Raw genomic sequence first — 16,338 nt, forward strand, 5'->3', positions numbered from 1 at the left:
ATATAAAGGAGCGATCAACCACCTCACCATCAACGCGCACACCGCCAGATGCCAACAGGTCTCGTGCCGCTGCCGAGTTCTTCACCAGACCTGCCTTATTAAGGACAGCTGCAATGGGCATATCTTCAGCCGAAACCAGTTCGATCTCCGGCAGATCATCCGGCAGCTCGCCATCCTTCATACGATTGCCCGCAGCGCGGTGAGCATTGGCCGCAGCCTCCTCACCATGGAAACGCGCAACGATCTCCTCCGCCAGCTTGATTTTGACATCACGCGGATTGGCGCCTGCCTCTACTTCAGCACGCAACGCGTTGATCTCATCCATCGAACGGAAGCTGAGGAGCTCGAAGTAACGCCACATCAGTGCATCCGGAATCGAAACCAGCTTGCTGTACATGACACCCGGCGCCTCCTGGATGCCGACGTAGTTGCCCAACGACTTGGACATCTTCTTCACGCCATCCAGACCTTCAAGCAACGGCATGGTCAGAATGCACTGAGCTTCCTGACCATAACCACGCTGCAGCTCACGCCCCATCAGCAGGTTGAATTTCTGATCGGTACCGCCCAACTCGACATCCGCACGCAGAGCAACCGAGTCGTAACCCTGAACCAGCGGATAAAGAAACTCGTGAATGGCGATTGGCTGATTGGTGGTGTAACGCTTGTCGAAGTCATCACGCTCGAGCATGCGAGCAACGGTGTACTGCGAAGTCAGACGAATGAAGTCCGCCGGCCCCATCTGATCCATCCAGGTGGAGTTGAACGCAACTTCGGTTTTCGCCGGATCGAGAATCTTGAATACCTGAGTCTTGTAAGTCTCAGCGTTTTCCAGAACCTGTTCGCGCGTCAGCGGAGGACGCGTAGCACTTTTGCCACTCGGATCACCGATCATCCCGGTGAAGTCACCTATAAGGAAGATCACCTGATGCCCCAGTTCCTGGAACTGGCGCAGCTTATTAATAAGCACCGTATGACCCAAGTGCAGATCCGGAGCGGTCGGATCGAAACCAGCCTTGATACGCAGCGGTTGGCCGCGCTTGAGCTTCTCGATCAGCTCGGACTCGACCAATAGTTCTTCCGCACCACGTTTAATCAGCGCTAGCTGTTCTTCAACCGACTTCATAACAGACCCGCAAGGCTCAGATTCAAAGGGAACCAACCATACAAGATCGTGCACCAATTACAAGTTTTGCCCGGCGCACGGACACCAATCCACAAACGCGGTGTCTGTAGACTTGCTTCAGAGATGATTTGGTTATATTTTATACAGTTATTTCATCTTCATCATGTCATTCATCTTTTCCAATTCATCATATTTCAAAGTCAAAATTACTTATGACCACAGAACCGTCTAAAGCGCCGCCGCTTTACCCGAAGACCCACCTGCTCGCCGCAAGTGGAATCGCCGCACTTCTCAGCCTGGCACTCCTGGTATTCCCTTCCAGTGATGTTGAAGCCAAAAAGACGACCCTGAGCCTTGAACTGGAAAGTCCTGCTGAACAACTGACACAAGATCAAGACGCTGCTGAAGCCACTCAAGCCACAAATGAGCCAGTAGCCTCTCCGTTTGCTCAAATTGAAAACAGTGACGAAGATGCGCCGCAAACCGCTGAAGCTGCGCCGGCGGCAGTTGCCGAAAAGCCGAAAGCGCCAGGGCATCGTGAAGTAGTCGTTTCAAAGGGCGATACTCTGTCGACCTTGTTCGAGAAGGTCGGTCTCCCGGCAGCGGCCGTACATGAAGTACTCGCCAGCGACAAACAAGCCAAACAGTTCAGCCAACTCAAACACGGGCAGAAGCTCGAATTCGAATTGAACCCGGAAGGCCAACTGACCAGCCTGCACAGCAAGGTCAGCGACGTCGAAACCATTACCCTGACCAAGAATGCCAAGGGTTATGCGTTCAACCGTATTACCGCCAAGCCGACCGTTCGCACCGCCTATGTACACGGTGTAATCAACAGCTCGTTGTCGCAGTCCGCCGCCCGCGCAGGCCTGTCCCACAGCCTGACCATGGACATGGCCAGCGTCTTCGGCTACGACGTCGACTTTGCTCAGGACATACGCCAGGGCGACGAATTCGACGTGATCTACGAGCAAAAAGTGGTCAACGGCAAGGCTGTCGGCAATGGCCCGATACTGTCCGCCCGCTTCACTAACCGTGGCAAGACCTACACCGCCGTGCGTTACACCAACAAGCAAGGCAACAGCAGCTATTACACAGCCGATGGCAACAGCATGCGCAAGGCATTCATCCGCACTCCGGTGGACTTCGCCCGCATCAGCTCGAAATTCTCCATGGGCCGCAAACACCCGATCCTCAACAAGATCCGCGCCCACAAAGGCGTCGACTACGCAGCGCCGCGTGGCACGCCGATCAAGGCTGCCGGTGATGGTAAAGTGCTACTCGCCGGACGTCGCGGCGGCTACGGCAACACCGTGATCATCCAGCACGGCAACACCTACCGGACGCTGTACGGCCACATGCAAGGCTTCGCCAAAGGCGTGAAAACCGGTGGCACCGTCAAACAGGGTCAGGTGATTGGCTACATCGGCACCACCGGCCTGTCCACCGGCCCGCATTTGCACTATGAATTCCAGGTCAACGGCGTTCACGTTGATCCACTGGGTCAGAAGCTGCCAATGGCCGATCCGATCGCCAAAGCCGAACGCGCCCGATTCCTCGCGCAGAGCCAGCCATTGATGGCACGCATGGATCAAGAGAAGGCCACGATGCTGGCTTCGAGCAAGCGTTAAGCCATGGCCTTGTATATCGGCGTGATGTCCGGCACCAGCCTCGACGGTCTGGACATTGCCCTGATCGAACAGACCTCGGCGATCAAGCTGATCGCCACGCACTACATTCCCATGCCTGAATCCCTGCGCGCCGAGCTGCTTGGCTTGTGCGCCAGCGGCCCTGATGAAATCGCCCGCTCGGCGATCGCCCAACAGAATTGGGTGAAACTCGCCGCGCAGGGCATTCATGCCCTGCTCGATCAGCAACACCTCAAACCTGAAGCGATCCGCGCAATCGGCAGCCATGGCCAGACCATTCGCCACGAGCCAGCGCGCGGCTTTACCGTGCAGATCGGCAACCCTGCCCTACTGACAGAGCTGACCGGCATAACCGTGGTCAGCGACTTCCGCAGTCGCGATGTGGCCGCCGGTGGTCAAGGGGCGCCTTTGGTACCTGCCTTCCACGAGGCTTTGTTCGAAGAGCGTACCGGCAACCAAGCGGTCTTGAATGTAGGCGGATTCAGCAATCTCAGTCTGATTGAGCCGACCAAGCCTGTAGCCGGTTTCGATTGCGGCCCGGGGAATGTTCTGATGGATGCCTGGATTCATCAGCAACGTGGCGAAAACTATGACCGCAACGGACAGTGGGCAGCCACCGGCACGGTCGAGCCAACCCTGCTGAAAGCATTGCTGAGCGACCCGTTCTTCGTCACCAGAGGCCCGAAAAGCACAGGTCGCGAAGTGTTCAACCTGCCTTGGCTGGAACGACACCTTTCAAGCCTGCCAACCCTGGCTGCGGAAAACGTCCAGGCCACGCTGCTTGAGCTGACAGCGCTGACCATCGCCGAGTCGCTGCTGAGCGCTCAAGCCGCTACTCAGGAACTGTTGGTCTGCGGCGGCGGCGCACATAACGCCACGCTGATGAAACGCCTGGCTGAATTGCTGCCGAATACGAAAGTAGCCACTACCGCGACCCACGGCGTTGACCCGGACTGGGTCGAAGCCATGGCTTTCGCCTGGTTGGCCCATTGCTGCCTCGAAGGCATTGCCGCCAACCGCCCAAGCGTCACCGGCGCCCGCGGCCTTCGGGTACTTGGCGCCATCTATCCAGCCTGATTAAATCGCACACAACAAAACGCCGCAGAACCGTAAGGCTCTGCGGCGTTTTGTTATCTGAAGCGAAACGCGATCAGATCGAGAACGAAGAACCACAACCACAAGTCGTGGTGGCGTTCGGGTTCTTGATCACGAAGCGCGAACCTTCCAGACCTTCCTGGTAGTCCACTTCGGCACCGGCCAAGTACTGAAAGCTCATTGGGTCGACCACCAGACTCACGCCTTCGCGCTCGACGATGGTGTCGTCATCGGCCACATCTTCATCGAAGGTGAAACCGTACTGAAACCCTGAACAACCGCCGCCCGTAACGAATACGCGCAGCTTCAAGCGATCATTCCCCTCTTCATCGACCAGGCTCTTCACCTTGTGCGCAGCACCTTGGGTGAATTGCAAAGCCGTGGGGGTGAAGGATTCGACGCTCATGCTGACTATCTCCCGGCGTTACGCCGCCATAATGCGTGATGACGCGCATTATCCGCTTGTCCTAGAAAATCGGTCAACTATTGTTACGGTATATCAATAAACCCGACCAACTGTTCAGAATGCAAAAAGGCCCGTATTCGGGCCTTTTTCACTACGCGGTTTAAAGTGTTACGGCAACATACCGGCGTGAGACAGACCAAAACGTTCATCCAGGCCAAACAGGATGTTCATGTTTTGCACCGCCTGACCCGACGCGCCTTTGACCAGGTTATCGATCACCGACAACACCACCACCAGATCGCCATCCTGCGGACGGTGAACCGCAATGCGGCAAACGTTGGCGCCGCGCACGCTACGGGTTTCCGGATGGCTGCCCGCCGGCATAACATCGACGAACGGTTCGTTGGCATAACGCTTTTCGAACAGCGCCTGCAGATCCACCGACCGATCAACCACGGTCGCGTAGAGCGTCGAGTGAATGCCACGGATCATCGGCGTCAGGTGCGGGACAAACGTCAGGCCGACATCCTTGCCCGCCGCACGACGCAGCCCCTGACGAATTTCCGGCAGATGACGGTGACCTTTCACCGCATAGGCCTTCATGCTTTCCGACGTTTCGGAGTACAGAGAACCTACAGCCGCGCCACGACCGGCACCGCTGACACCGGATTTGCAGTCGGCGATCAAACGCGAGGCATCGGCCAGACCTGCTTCAAGCAACGGCAGGAAACCCAACTGCGTAGCGGTCGGGTAGCAACCCGGTACTGCGATCAGACGGGCTTTTTTGATCTGCTCGCGATTGACTTCAGGCAAGCCATAAACCGCTTCGTCGAGCAACTCCGGTGCGCCGTGAGGCTGACCGTACCACTTGGCCCACTCTTCAGCGTCTTGCAGACGGAAGTCGGCCGACAGGTCGATAACTTTGGTGCCCGCCGCCAACAACTCACCCGCCAACGCATGAGCGACCCCGTGCGGAGTAGCGAAGAACACCACATCGCAAGCGCCCAGTGTCTTGATGTCCGGCACGCTGAAGGCCAGGCCGTCATAGTGACCGCGCAGGTTCGGGTACATGTCAGCCACGGCCAGACCGGCCTCGGATCGCGAAGTGATGACAGCCACTTCCGCTTGCGGATGCTGTGCCAACAGACGCAGCAGTTCGACACCGGTGTAACCCGTGCCGCCGACGATACCGACCTTGACCATAAACCTGCCCTCAACGAACCCACTGGAAAGCCGTCGATAATAGGGGCCGCGCGCGCCTGCGACAACCGTCAAGGTGACGTGCGGACGCTCAAGCCTCTACTATCCCGGCTACCGTGAACCTGGGAATAACTAAAAATGCTCTATTTATGGATCAAAGCTTTTCACATTGTCAGCATCGTGTGCTGGTTTGCCGGACTGTTCTACTTGCCGCGACTGTTCGTTTATCACGCACAAAGTGAAGACACGATCAGCAAAGAACGCTTCAGCCTCATGGAGCGCAAGCTGTATCGCGGCATCATGGGCCCGGCGATGATTGCCACGCTGATCTTCGGCGGCTGGTTGATTTATCTGAATCCGAGCATCTTCAGCATGGGCGGCTGGATACACGCCAAGTTGACTCTGGTGGTGCTGTTGATCGGTTACCACCATATGTGTGGTGCGCAGGTAAAACGTTTTGCCCGTGGCGAAAACACCCGCAGCCATGTCTTTTATCGCTGGTTCAATGAAGTGCCGGTTCTGATATTGCTGGCTATCGTAATTCTGGTCGTGGTCAAGCCGTTCTAACTTCAACAAGTACAGATCTTTGGGGTATTCACAATGTCGCTGCCCGCTCTGCTCGAACAACGTCTGCGTCTGCCTGTGGTGGCAGCGCCGATGTTCCTGATTTCCAACCCTGAGCTGGTACTCGCCTGCTGCCGAAATGGCGTGGTAGGCAGTTTTCCAGCATTGAACCAGCGTGAAAGCAGCGGGTTCAAAGCCTGGCTGGAACAGATCGAAGCGGGACTGGCGACACTTGAGAACCCTGCGCCATATGCGGTGAACCTGATCGTTCACAACAGCAACCCGCGCTTACAGGCTGATCTGAACATCTGCGTCGAACACAAAGTACCGATCGTCATCACAAGTCTCGGCGCTGTGAAGGAACTGGTCGACGCAGTGCACAGCTATGGCGGCCTGGTCTTTCATGATGTCACTACCCGCCGTCATGCCGAAAAGGCTGCTGAGGCGGGTGTCGATGGTTTGATCGCGGTCGCCGCTGGCGCGGGGGGGCATGCCGGCACATGGAGCCCATTTGCGCTGATCGCCGAGATTCGTGAATTCTTCGACAAGACGCTGCTGCTTGCAGGATGCTTGAACCATGGCCATGAGATTTTGGCCGCACAACTGCTCGGTGCGGATTTGGCCTACTTCGGTACGCGATTTATCGGCACCACCGAAAGTCATGCGCCTGACGCCTACAAGGAGATGCTGCTGACAGCCAAGGCAGCGGACATCATTCATACTCCTGCGGTGTCGGGAGTGCCGGCCAGTTTCATGCGACAAAGCCTGGAAGCGGCGGGTTTCGACATGGCCGCATTGCAAGGCAAGGGCGAAGTGAATTTCGGCGACAAGCTCAAACCGATCAGCGATGAAGCCAAAGCCTGGAAGACCGTGTGGTCGGCGGGTCAGGGCGTCGGCCAAATTGATGATTTGCCAAGCGTGGATCAACTGATCGCTCGCCTTGATGCCGAATATCGTCGAGCCCAGGAGCGCGCCGCGCAGTTACCGCAACGCTGGCCGCGCTGAGAAAAAACCGGCCAGTCGTTTGTGGACTGGCCTTACACTGATGACTTTTGAAATCTACTCGCGACAAGGATGCCTCGGCCATGAGCGAACCCCGTTACAAGATCGTTTTCGACGGTGCTCTACAGCCCGGTGTCGATATCACCACCGCCAAACTCAATCTGGCCGATCTGTTCAAAAGTGATGTCGCTGCCATCGAACGCCTGTTCAATGGTCGCACCGTCGCGCTCAAACGCGACCTGCCCCATAGCGATGCACAGGCTTATCTGCAGGCGCTGAGCAAAACCGGCATCGACGCCCGGCTAGAGCCCGAAACAACCATCGAACTCAACCTGGCAGACGTCCACGACCACACCCCTGCCCCCACCGAACCGCAATCCCCCTATGCGCCGCCGCGGGCCAATGTCGGTGAAAGCCTTCCAGCGTTTGGCGTGCTCAAGCCGTTCAGCGTCGAAGGCCGGATCGGCAGACTGCGCTTTCTGGCGTGGACGATGGTGCTCAGTCTGGTGACGTTGCCGATTATCGGCATCTTTGCCCTGATCGCTTTGGGGCTGGTCAGCGGTGACTCGACCACAGGCCTGATCATTGGCGGCATACTTGCCTTCTTCCTGTTCCTCGGCTTTTTCATTGTCAGCATCCTGTTCAGCGTTCAACGCTTGCACGATATCGGCTGGTCGGGCTGGCTCTGGTTGCTGAACCTCGTCCCGTTCGTGGGCAGCTTCTTCCCCTTCGTGATCATGGTTGTGCCAGGCAATACCGGCGCCAACCAATATGGCCCGCCTCCTCCGCCAAACAGCACGGCGGTCAAGGTGCTCTGCTCACTGTGGATCGTATTCTTCGCGCTGATCTTCGCTGGCGGAATTCTCGGCGGCTTCTCGGCCGTCCAGCAGGAATACGAAAGCAATCTGGAAAGCAGCTATGAAAGCGGCTCGGTGAACACCGATGAAGTAGACGTCGAAGTCGAGCCCGCGGCGAATTCCGCCGACGAGGCAGCCGAAGCGGCGCAGGCCCCTGTAGACTCTGCGAAAGAATGAACAGCGCTCCCCGCCGTGACAACCGCGTCGACGGCGCGGAGCTGTTGCGATGGAGAATTGCATGACCCGTTACGCTCTGATCACTGGCGCCTCCAGCGGCATTGGCCTGGCCATGGCCGAAGCGCTGGCCCGCCGCGGTCGCAGCCTGATTCTGGTGGCCCGACAGCGTGATCAGCTGGAAAGTATCGCAATCGAACTGACCCAACGCTTTGGCGTGGAAGTGTTGTTCCGTGCCTGTGACCTGGGTGAGCCATTGCGCCTGTCCGGTTTCTTGCTGGAGCTGGAAGAAGGTGACCGGCAGATCGACTTGCTCGTGAATTGCGCCGGTATCGGTACCTGCGGCCCGTTCCTGGCGCAGGACTGGATGACCGAACAAGACCTGATCGAGGTCAACATCCTCGCCCTGACCCGTTTGTGCCACGCGATCGGCAACAGCATGGCGTTACAAGGTGGAGGGCAAATCCTCAACGTCGCGTCAGTGGCCGCGTTCAATCCCGGCCCGTGGATGAGCACCTACTACGCCAGCAAGGCCTATGTGTTGCACTTCTCCGAAGCGTTGCGCGTTGAGCTCAAACAAAGCGCAGTGAAGGTTTCGGTGCTGTGCCCCGGCCCGACCCGCACGGCATTTTTCCGCACCGCGCAACTGAATAGCGACAAACTCAAAGACAGCAAAATGCTGATGAGCCCAGAAGAAGTTGCGCTGTACACCGTGCGCGCGCTTGAAAAAAACCGCGCCATTATCATTCCGGGACGGCGCAATCGCTGGTTCGCGTTTCTACCGAGACTGGGTTCGCGCTGGCTCAACCGCACCATCGTCGGCATGGTCAATAAGGCTTACTGCCCGCGCTGAAGCGCCTGACGGCAAAACACTGGGCGGGTTCATTCCCCATGAGTACACTCAGGCCAGCCCAAACAACGGAGAAAACAGCAGTGGATACTCTGTTCACCAAGATCATCAACCGGGAAATCCCGGCCAAGATCATTTACGAAGACGACCAGGTTCTGGCGTTTCACGACATCGCCCCTCAGGCACCGGTGCATTTTCTGGTGATCCCGAAAAAACCGGTACGCACCCTCAATGACCTGACCGAAGACGACAAGGCATTGGCCGGGCACATCCTGTTCACAGCGCAGCGTCTGGCACTGGAGCTGGGCTGCGAGGAAGGCTTCCGCGTGGTGATGAATTGCAATGAACAGGGTGGGCAGACCGTCTATCACATTCATATGCACGTACTCGGTCAGCGCCAGATGAACTGGCCGCCGGGTTAAGACACACCGCGACCAGCGTATAGGAGCTGCCGAAGGCTGCGATCTTTTGATCTTGTTGTTAATTCTTTCAGGATCAAAAGATCGCAGCCTTCGGCAACTCTTACATGAAGCGAAACGACTGCAACTCAGTGGCAAATGACCCAGCGCAAACCTTCTCCGGCCGATTCGGTTAAACTGGCCGCCGAGATTCTTCCCGGAGGTCAGCATGACTACCCAACGTCACTACTCGCCAATTGACCGTCTTCTGCTGCAAGCCGATGCCGCGATGCGTACCTTGCTGCCCTTCAGTGGCCAGCCGTACCGTCCGTCACCAGCGATCCTGCAACCGGAAACGCAAATGAGCGACGAGGACACCCGCCATGTCGCCGGTCTGATGCGCATTAACCACACCGGTGAAGTCTGCGCCCAGGCGCTGTATCAAGGGCAGGCGCTGACCGCCAAGCTGCCGCAGGTGCGTGAGGCTATGGAGCACGCGGCCGAAGAAGAGATTGATCATCTGGTCTGGTGCGAACAACGCATTCATCAGTTGGGCAGCCACACCAGCATTCTCAATCCACTGTTTTATGGCATGTCGTTCGGGATTGGCGCGGTGGCCGGGTTGATCAGCGATAAGGTCAGCCTGGGATTTGTTGCGGCGACCGAGCACCAGGTGTGCAAGCACTTGAATGAACATCTGGAGCAGTTGCCGGCGGAGGATGAGAAGTCCCGGGCGATTCTGCAGCAGATGCGCACTGATGAAGAACATCATGCGCAGAGTGCGCTGGAGGCTGGGGGTTTCCGTTTTCCGGCGCCGGTGAAGTTTGGAATGAGTATTTTGGCGAAGGTGATGACCAAGAGTACTTATCGGATTTGAGAGATGTATCGCTTCAGAGGGCCTCTTCGCGAGCAGGCTCGCTCCCACAGGGAATTGTGGCGGGCATGAAAAAGGCGACCCGAAGGTCGCCTTTTTTTGTGCCTGCAATCTTAGGTCGGCATGTTGCGCGCGTAGAAGATTTCAAGCATTTCGTGTTTCACCCGGTCGGTGACCTGAGCGCGCTGCTCAGGAGACAGGTTGCTGGTGGCGTCGCCGAACAGGTAGTTATCCAGTTCGAAGTTCTTCAGCAGCATTTTGGTGTGGAACAGGTTTTCCTGGTACACGTTCACGTCGGTCATCTGGTACGCGTCGCGGGTGTCTTCAGAAAGGTAGTTCTGGATCGAATTGATCTCGTGGTCGATGAAGTGCTTGTTGCCTTCAACGTCACGGGTGAAGCCGCGCACACGATAATCCACGGTCACGATGTCCGAATCGAACTGGTGAATGAGGAAATTGAGCGCTTTAAGCGGTGAAATGACACCACACGTCGACACGTCGATATCCACACGGAAGGTCGCAATACCGTCGTCCGGATGGATTTCCGGATAGGTGTGCACCGTGATGTGGCTCTTGTCGAGGTGGGCCAGGATAATTTCGGGCAACGGGCCCGGCGATTCTTCGATCTGGCTTTCAGTCGGGGTGACCGGTTCTTCAGAAATCAGAATCGTGACGCTGGCGCCCTGAGGCTCGTAGTCCTGACTGGCAATGTTCAGGATGTTGGCACCAATGATCTCAACAACTTCTGTGAGAATCTGCGTCAGGCGTTTCGCGTTGTACTCTTGATTGATGTACTCGACGTAAGCCTGCTGGTCTTGCGGGGTTTCCGCGTAGCAGATGTCATAGATGTTGAAGCTCAAGGTCTTTGTCAGGTTATTGAACCCGTGGAGCTTGAGTTTGCTTTTCACCGTTAAAAACTCTCTATGTATGCGGCCCGGCCGCGTGATCAAGCATGCCCGTCAAGTGCGAACAACGCACCTGCGTAGGACGGTTAACACCTCTTCGCGATGGCGATTTTGGTTATCTGTTCAGGCGGCTGATCCGTCGGTCGACCGATCACTGCCCTGAAAAAAGTGGCGCATTATGCAGACGTCAGCGGGGGATCGCCAGAGTCTGCACTGCTTTTATGATAGTTGAATGTCGGTTCAACCGAGTTCGACGATTTCATAATCGTGAGTGATTGCCACGCCAGCCGCTCCAAGCATGATCGAGGCAGAGCAATACTTCTCGGCGGACAGCTCGATGGCGCGTTTGACCTGGGCTTCTTTCAAGCCACGGCCCTTGACCACGAAGTGCATGTGGATCTTGGTAAACACCTTTGGATCTTCGGTCGCGCGCTCGGCTTCGAGGAAGGCTTCGCAGCTTTCTACGGCCTGACGGGACTTCTTCAGGATGCTGACCACGTCGAAATTGCTGCAACCGCCAACACCCAGCAGGAGCATTTCCATCGGACGAACACCCAGATTACGCCCACCGGCGTCCGGCGGACCGTCCATCACCACAACATGACCGCTGCCGGATTCGCCGAGGAACATGGCTTCGCCAGCCCATTGGATGCGTGCCTTCATCGCCAAGACTCCACTGTAAAAAAAGGGTCGCCAGCTTAGCACACGGCCTTGCCCGGGCAGCGTGCGACCTTCCTGGGACTGATACCCATGCCCTGTAGGTAATTTCTCGAATTTGCGACGAAGTGTCTGTTAAGCTGGCGCCAATTCGCTGGCGCCCATGCCAGCCTGTGTAGCGACCACCTCTAGCGCCTCATAAAAAAACCAAACATAACCGTGCAGTCTTTTCGGGATACAACCATGGTTGCTATTACCCCAACCCCCAAAATCAAGAACCTCGACAAGCTGTTGATGCATTGCCAGCGCCGTCGCCATGCGGCCAAGAGCAACATCATCTGTGCCGGCGACCGTTCGGACACGCTGTACTTCATCATCAAGGGTTCGGTGACGATCCTGATTGAAGATGACGACGGCCGCGAAATGATCATTGCCTATCTGAACGCCGGGGATTTCTTTGGCGAATTGGGTCTGTTCGAACAGGCCGGCCAGGAACAAGAGCGCAGTGCCTGGGTGCGAGCCAAGGTCGAATGTGAAATTGCCGAAATCAGCTACGCCAAGTTCCGCGAATTGTCGCAGCAGGATCCAGACATTCTTTACGTCCTCAGCGGACAAATCGCACAACGTCTGCGCAACACCACACGCAAGGTCGGCGATCTGGCATTTTTCGATGTAACCGGTCGCGTAGCCCGTTGCCTGCTCGAACTGTGCAAGCAACCGGACGCCATGACTCACCCGGATGGCATGCAGATCAAAGTGACCCGTCAGGAGATCGGCCGAATTGTCGGTTGTTCGCGGGAGATGGTCGGTCGCGTCCTCAAGGATCTGGAGGAACGCAACCTGGTCGACGTGAAGGGTAAGACCATGGTGGTCTTTGGTACGCGATAAGCTCGAAAATCAGGCGCTGTACATCTGCGCCAGCATCAAACGAAACAGTTCATCGAGACGCGCCAAGGCCTGTGGCGCGTTGAACTTCTCATGCAGGCCAATGTGGCTTTCGGCGCGCACTCGTTGCTCCAGGCCACAGGCTTCGTTGAAGCGGTTGACCGCCGCGACCATCGACTCACGCTCGTTATCCATCAGCATCGCACCGTGCACCAGCCCGACCGGACGCTGGCCGCCCTGACTCTGGCGCCAGCGCTGGGCGGTGCCGACCATTTTGCGCCCGTCGAGGTTGACGTTAAAGCGACCGTCGCAGAATGCACCGTCGATTTCCCCCAACGATGACGCACCGCCCAACTCATCAAGCAACTGACAGATCGGATCGCACAGTCGCCGGTAACCGGTTTCGATGCGGTTCAGATCGCCTTCGCTGCGTGGCGGAGCGTAAACCAGAGCGATGTTGATCGTCGCCGCCGATTGCGGGACCGGTTCGCCGCCGGTTTCGCGCAACAGGACTGGCCAGCCAGCGGCAGCGGAGACTTCGCAGGCGTGATCGAAATCGGCTAGACGATTGAGACGGCGAGGCATGACAAGGGCGCGGTCGCTGGGTTGCCAGAACAGCAGGCCGAATTCGCTGTCGCCGGCGCAGACCGAAGCCAGCAGATCCTGTTCGGCTTGCAGGCCGGCTTCGATGTTCAAAGAGGTGGGCAGCGACATGGAGGGCTCCGGCAGATCTGGAATCTTTGGGGATTTTTAGGGCCTCTTCGCGAGCAGGCTCGCTCCCACATGGGAAATGCATTCCAAATGTGGGAGCGAGCCTGCTCGCGAATGAGTCGACTCGATCTGGAGCTTATCAGTCGAGGGTCGAACCGCTGATTGGAACACCACGCTCCGGGAAGAACAGTCGCTGCAGTTCAGTGCCCGGGCTTTCGGCGCGCATGAACGCTTCGCCCACAAGGAACGCGTAGACGTCGCTGATTTCCATCAGCTCGACGTCGGCGCGGTTGAGGATGCCGCTCTCGGTGATCACCAGACGATCGCGCGGAATGCGCGGCAGCAGGTCGAGGGTGGTTTCCAGGCTGACTTCGAAGGTATGCAGATTGCGGTTGTTGACCCCGACCAACGGCGTGTCGAGGGTTTTCAACGCGCGCTCGAGCTCATCGCCGTCATGTACTTCTACCAGCACATCCAGGCCAACGCCTTTGGCCACGGCAGCCAGTTCGGCCATTTTCACGTCGTCCAGTGCGGAGACGATCAGCAACACGCAGTCGGCGCCCAGCGCGCGAGCTTCAATGATCTGATAGGGATCGATCATGAAGTCCTTGCGGATCACCGGCAGTTTGCAAGCGGCGCGAGCCTGTTGCAGATAAGCATCGGCACCCTGGAAATAATCGATATCGGTGAGCACGGACAGGCAGGTCGCCCCGCCCTTCTCGTAGCTTTTGGCGATGTCGGCCGGCACGAAATTTTCGCGGATCACGCCTTTGCTCGGCGAAGCCTTTTTGATTTCGGCAATCACCGCAGGTTGCTTGGTCTTCGCCTGTGCCAGCAAGGCCTGAGCGAAACCACGGGGTGCATCGGCCGCCTTGGCCAGACTTTCCAGCTCGCTCAGGCTGACGCGGGCGCTACGCTCGGCGACCTCCTGGACTTTGCGGGCCAGAATGTTTTCCAGAACCGTCGGTACACTCATCCCTCATTCTCCACTCTGAATACCGCGGTAAAGGCACCCAGCTCCTCGAGTTTCTCCCGAGCGAGGCCGGTGTGCAGAGCGTCGTGCGCAAGCTCGACACCCTGTTTCAAACTGCTGGCGACGTCGGCGGCGTACAGCGCCGCGCCGGCGTTGAGCACAATCATTTCGGCGGCTTTCTGGCCGTTTTCGGTCTTGCGCTTGCCCAAAGCATCGCGGATGAGCGCCAGCGAAGCTTCCGGTCCTTCGACCGAGAGACCGTGCAGGCTCTGGCTCTTCATGCCCAGATCTTCTGGCTCGATCCAATACTCAGTGATTTCGTTGTTCTTCAGCTCGGCAACGAACGTCGGCGCGGCGAGACTGAACTCGTCAAGACCATCTTTCGAATGCACCACCAGCACGTGCTTGCTACCCAGACGTTGCAGTACTTCGGCTAATGGCCGGCACAGCGCCTGAGTGAAAACGCCCACCACCTGATGTTTCACACCGGCCGGATTCGTAAGCGGGCCGAGCATGTTGAACAGCGTACGCAGACCGAGATCGCGGCGCGGGCCGGCGGCGTACTTCATGGCTTTGTGGTGGGTCTGGGCAAACATGAAACCGATGCCGACGTTGTCGATGCAACGGGCGACCTGAACAGGCGTCAGGTTCAGATAGATACCCGCGGCTTCCAGCAAGTCGGCGCTGCCGCTCTTGCCCGAAACTGCACGATTACCGTGTTTGGCCACGGTGCAACCGGCTGCCGCGACAACGAACGAGGACGCTGTCGATACGTTGAAGATATTTGCACCGTCACCACCGGTACCCACGACATCGACCACGCCGTCGAGGGTCTTGAGTTCGACTTGATCGGCCAGCTCGCGCATCACCGATACAGCGCCGACGATTTCGTCGATGCTCTCGCTTTTCATGCGCATGGCCATCATGAACGCGCCAATCTGCGCGTCGGTGCATTGGCCGGTCATGATTTCGCGCATCACGTCGCGCATTTCATCGGTGCTGAGATCGAGGTGATCGACGATACGGCTCAGGGCTGTCTTGATATTCATGGGAAGTCCTTAGCGCGTGCCGCCGGTTTGTTTGAGGAAGTTGGCAAACAGTTCATGACCCTGCTCGGTCAGAATCGACTCGGGGTGGAACTGTACGCCCTCAATGTTCAGGGTTTTGTGACGCAGGCCCATGATTTCGTCGACCGAACCGTCATCGTGTTGCGTCCACGCGGTCAGCTCCAGGCAATCGGGCAAAGTATCGTGCTTGACGATCAGCGAGTGGTAGCGGGTGACTGTCAGCGGATGATTCAGACCTTCGAAAACGCCCTTGTCCTCGTGGAATACCGGGCTAGTCTTACCGTGCATGACTTGGCGGGCGCGTACGACATCACCACCAAAAGCCTGGCCGATGGACTGGTGGCCGAGGCAGACGCCGAGGATCGGCAGTTTGCCGGCGAAGTGTTTGATGGCTTCGATGGAGATGCCGGCTTCGGTCGGTGTGCAAGGGCCTGGGGACACCACGATACGCTCAGGCTTGAGCGCTTCGATCTCGGCGACGGTCAATTCGTCGTTGCGCACGACTTTGACTTCGGCACCCAGCTCGCCGAGGTATTGCACAACGTTGTAAGTAAAAGAGTCGTAGTTGTCGATCATCAGCAACATGGCGTTTCGAACCTCTTGAATTCTGACTTGAAGACAGCCTTCAGGTGACTTGCCCGCAGGGCGCTGCACGATGTCGGACGCAGGAACACGCATCGGCACAGCGGCATTTCAAACGGGCAAGGAAGGCAAAGCGATACAGATCCGGCGGGGCCGGCAGAAAAGATTCAGGCGCGCCAACGCCAGCGGGCGTGTGCCTTGATGACTTGATCCAGAAGTTTGCTGGTGATCAACACGGGGAAGGTCTCGTTCATACGTTCCGGCACAGTAACTTAGCTGGGCGGGGCGTGCAATATGGCGGGGCCTGCGGGGGAGAAATCTATAGGAGGGTTCGCGACCGATGGCACTAGGCCGCAAGTTTTT

The 16,338-nt window shown here is 57.5% G+C and carries 18 protein-coding genes (1 of these 18 running past the window's edge); 9 read left to right on the forward strand and 9 right to left on the reverse strand.

Annotated elements, in window-relative coordinates; translation table 11 throughout:
- On the reverse strand, nt 1-1,126 hold the 5' portion of the coding sequence (gene tyrS, locus JFT81_RS20685) for a tyrosine--tRNA ligase (RefSeq protein WP_201228702.1). The gene continues 80 nt to the left of window position 1, outside the view; the window shows 1,126 of its 1,206 coding nt (coding positions 1-1,126); the start codon lies at nt 1,124-1,126; the stop codon falls past the left edge of the window.
- A 212-nt stretch (nt 1,127-1,338) separates the two neighbouring features.
- Here tyrS and JFT81_RS20690 point away from each other — a divergent pair, with 212 nt between their 5' ends.
- Both JFT81_RS20690 and JFT81_RS20695 read left to right on the forward strand, forming a co-directional pair.
- Nucleotides 1,339-2,757 carry a peptidoglycan DD-metalloendopeptidase family protein gene (locus tag JFT81_RS20690; protein ID WP_201228703.1) on the forward strand — a complete coding sequence of 473 codons (1,419 nt, stop codon included), beginning with the start codon at nt 1,339-1,341 and terminating at the stop codon, nt 2,755-2,757.
- Nucleotides 2,758-2,760: 3 nt separating this feature from the next.
- Nucleotides 2,761-3,852: an anhydro-N-acetylmuramic acid kinase gene (locus tag JFT81_RS20695; protein WP_201228704.1), complete on the forward strand. Its 1,092-nt coding sequence runs from the start codon at nt 2,761-2,763 to the stop codon at nt 3,850-3,852.
- A 73-nt stretch (nt 3,853-3,925) separates the two neighbouring features.
- Here JFT81_RS20695 and erpA read toward each other — a convergent pair whose 3' ends face one another.
- On the reverse strand, nt 3,926-4,276 hold the full coding sequence (gene erpA, locus JFT81_RS20700) for an iron-sulfur cluster insertion protein ErpA (RefSeq protein WP_007918905.1): 351 nt from the start codon (nt 4,274-4,276) through the stop codon (nt 3,926-3,928).
- 168 nt (nt 4,277-4,444) lie between these two features.
- On the reverse strand, nt 4,445-5,479 hold the full coding sequence (argC, locus tag JFT81_RS20705) for an N-acetyl-gamma-glutamyl-phosphate reductase (protein ID WP_095122659.1): 1,035 nt from the start codon (nt 5,477-5,479) through the stop codon (nt 4,445-4,447).
- A 135-nt stretch (nt 5,480-5,614) separates the two neighbouring features.
- On the opposite strand from argC, the gene hemJ reads away from it, so the two are divergent.
- The 6 genes from hemJ (at nt 5,615) to coq7 (ending at nt 10,198) form a co-directional block, all read left to right on the forward strand.
- Nucleotides 5,615-6,043 carry a protoporphyrinogen oxidase HemJ gene (hemJ, locus tag JFT81_RS20710; RefSeq protein ID WP_038363386.1) on the forward strand — a complete coding sequence of 143 codons (429 nt, stop codon included), beginning with the start codon at nt 5,615-5,617 and terminating at the stop codon, nt 6,041-6,043.
- 33 nt (nt 6,044-6,076) lie between these two features.
- A complete protein-coding gene (locus tag JFT81_RS20715) occupies nt 6,077-7,045 on the forward strand; it encodes a nitronate monooxygenase family protein (RefSeq protein ID WP_201228706.1) in 969 nt (322 codons plus the stop codon).
- Between the two features lie 80 nt (nt 7,046-7,125).
- Nucleotides 7,126-8,076 (forward strand): DUF805 domain-containing protein, encoded by a 951-nt coding sequence (locus JFT81_RS20720; protein ID WP_201228708.1) that lies wholly within the window; start codon nt 7,126-7,128, stop codon nt 8,074-8,076.
- Between the two features lie 61 nt (nt 8,077-8,137).
- On the forward strand, nt 8,138-8,926 hold the full coding sequence (locus JFT81_RS20725) for an SDR family oxidoreductase (RefSeq protein WP_042561362.1): 789 nt from the start codon (nt 8,138-8,140) through the stop codon (nt 8,924-8,926).
- 80 nt (nt 8,927-9,006) lie between these two features.
- Nucleotides 9,007-9,345 (forward strand): histidine triad nucleotide-binding protein, encoded by a 339-nt coding sequence (locus tag JFT81_RS20730; RefSeq protein ID WP_127647765.1) that lies wholly within the window; start codon nt 9,007-9,009, stop codon nt 9,343-9,345.
- A gap of 205 nt (nt 9,346-9,550) precedes the next feature.
- Complete coding sequence (gene coq7 / locus JFT81_RS20735) at nt 9,551-10,198, forward strand: 2-polyprenyl-3-methyl-6-methoxy-1,4-benzoquinone monooxygenase (RefSeq protein WP_201228710.1); 648 nt, start codon at nt 9,551-9,553, stop codon at nt 10,196-10,198.
- A 110-nt stretch (nt 10,199-10,308) separates the two neighbouring features.
- Here coq7 and speD read toward each other — a convergent pair whose 3' ends face one another.
- Together speD and JFT81_RS20745 are read right to left on the reverse strand one after the other, a co-directional pair.
- Nucleotides 10,309-11,103 carry an adenosylmethionine decarboxylase gene (gene speD, locus JFT81_RS20740; protein WP_016983471.1) on the reverse strand — a complete coding sequence of 265 codons (795 nt, stop codon included), beginning with the start codon at nt 11,101-11,103 and terminating at the stop codon, nt 10,309-10,311.
- A gap of 237 nt (nt 11,104-11,340) precedes the next feature.
- Complete coding sequence (locus JFT81_RS20745) at nt 11,341-11,763, reverse strand: OsmC family protein (protein ID WP_003228794.1); 423 nt, start codon at nt 11,761-11,763, stop codon at nt 11,341-11,343.
- A 237-nt stretch (nt 11,764-12,000) separates the two neighbouring features.
- On the opposite strand from JFT81_RS20745, the gene crp reads away from it, so the two are divergent.
- Nucleotides 12,001-12,645, forward strand: a complete 645-nt coding sequence (gene crp / locus JFT81_RS20750) for a cAMP-activated global transcriptional regulator CRP (protein ID WP_103304388.1) — start codon at nt 12,001-12,003, stop codon at nt 12,643-12,645.
- Nucleotides 12,646-12,654: 9 nt separating this feature from the next.
- Here the strand turns inward: crp and JFT81_RS20755 are convergent, their stop codons facing one another.
- From JFT81_RS20755 to JFT81_RS20770, 4 genes are all read right to left on the reverse strand, one after another.
- A complete protein-coding gene (locus tag JFT81_RS20755; protein WP_201228712.1) occupies nt 12,655-13,356 on the reverse strand; it encodes a lipoate--protein ligase family protein in 702 nt (233 codons plus the stop codon).
- Nucleotides 13,357-13,492: 136 nt separating this feature from the next.
- Nucleotides 13,493-14,329 carry an indole-3-glycerol phosphate synthase TrpC gene (gene trpC / locus JFT81_RS20760; protein WP_201228714.1) on the reverse strand — a complete coding sequence of 279 codons (837 nt, stop codon included), beginning with the start codon at nt 14,327-14,329 and terminating at the stop codon, nt 13,493-13,495.
- The gene (gene trpD, locus JFT81_RS20765; RefSeq protein WP_201228716.1) at nt 14,326-15,375 is read right to left on the reverse strand and encodes an anthranilate phosphoribosyltransferase; all 1,050 of its coding nucleotides are present in this window, start codon (nt 15,373-15,375) and stop codon (nt 14,326-14,328) included. The genes trpC and trpD overlap by 4 nt, the downstream gene beginning before the upstream one ends.
- A gap of 9 nt (nt 15,376-15,384) precedes the next feature.
- Complete coding sequence (locus JFT81_RS20770) at nt 15,385-15,978, reverse strand: aminodeoxychorismate/anthranilate synthase component II (RefSeq protein ID WP_201148906.1); 594 nt, start codon at nt 15,976-15,978, stop codon at nt 15,385-15,387.
- Nucleotides 15,979-16,338 lie beyond the last annotated feature (360 nt).

Origin of the sequence: Pseudomonas sp. TH43, assembly GCF_016650635.1 — a bacterium.
GTDB lineage: Bacteria > Pseudomonadota > Gammaproteobacteria > Pseudomonadales > Pseudomonadaceae > Aquipseudomonas.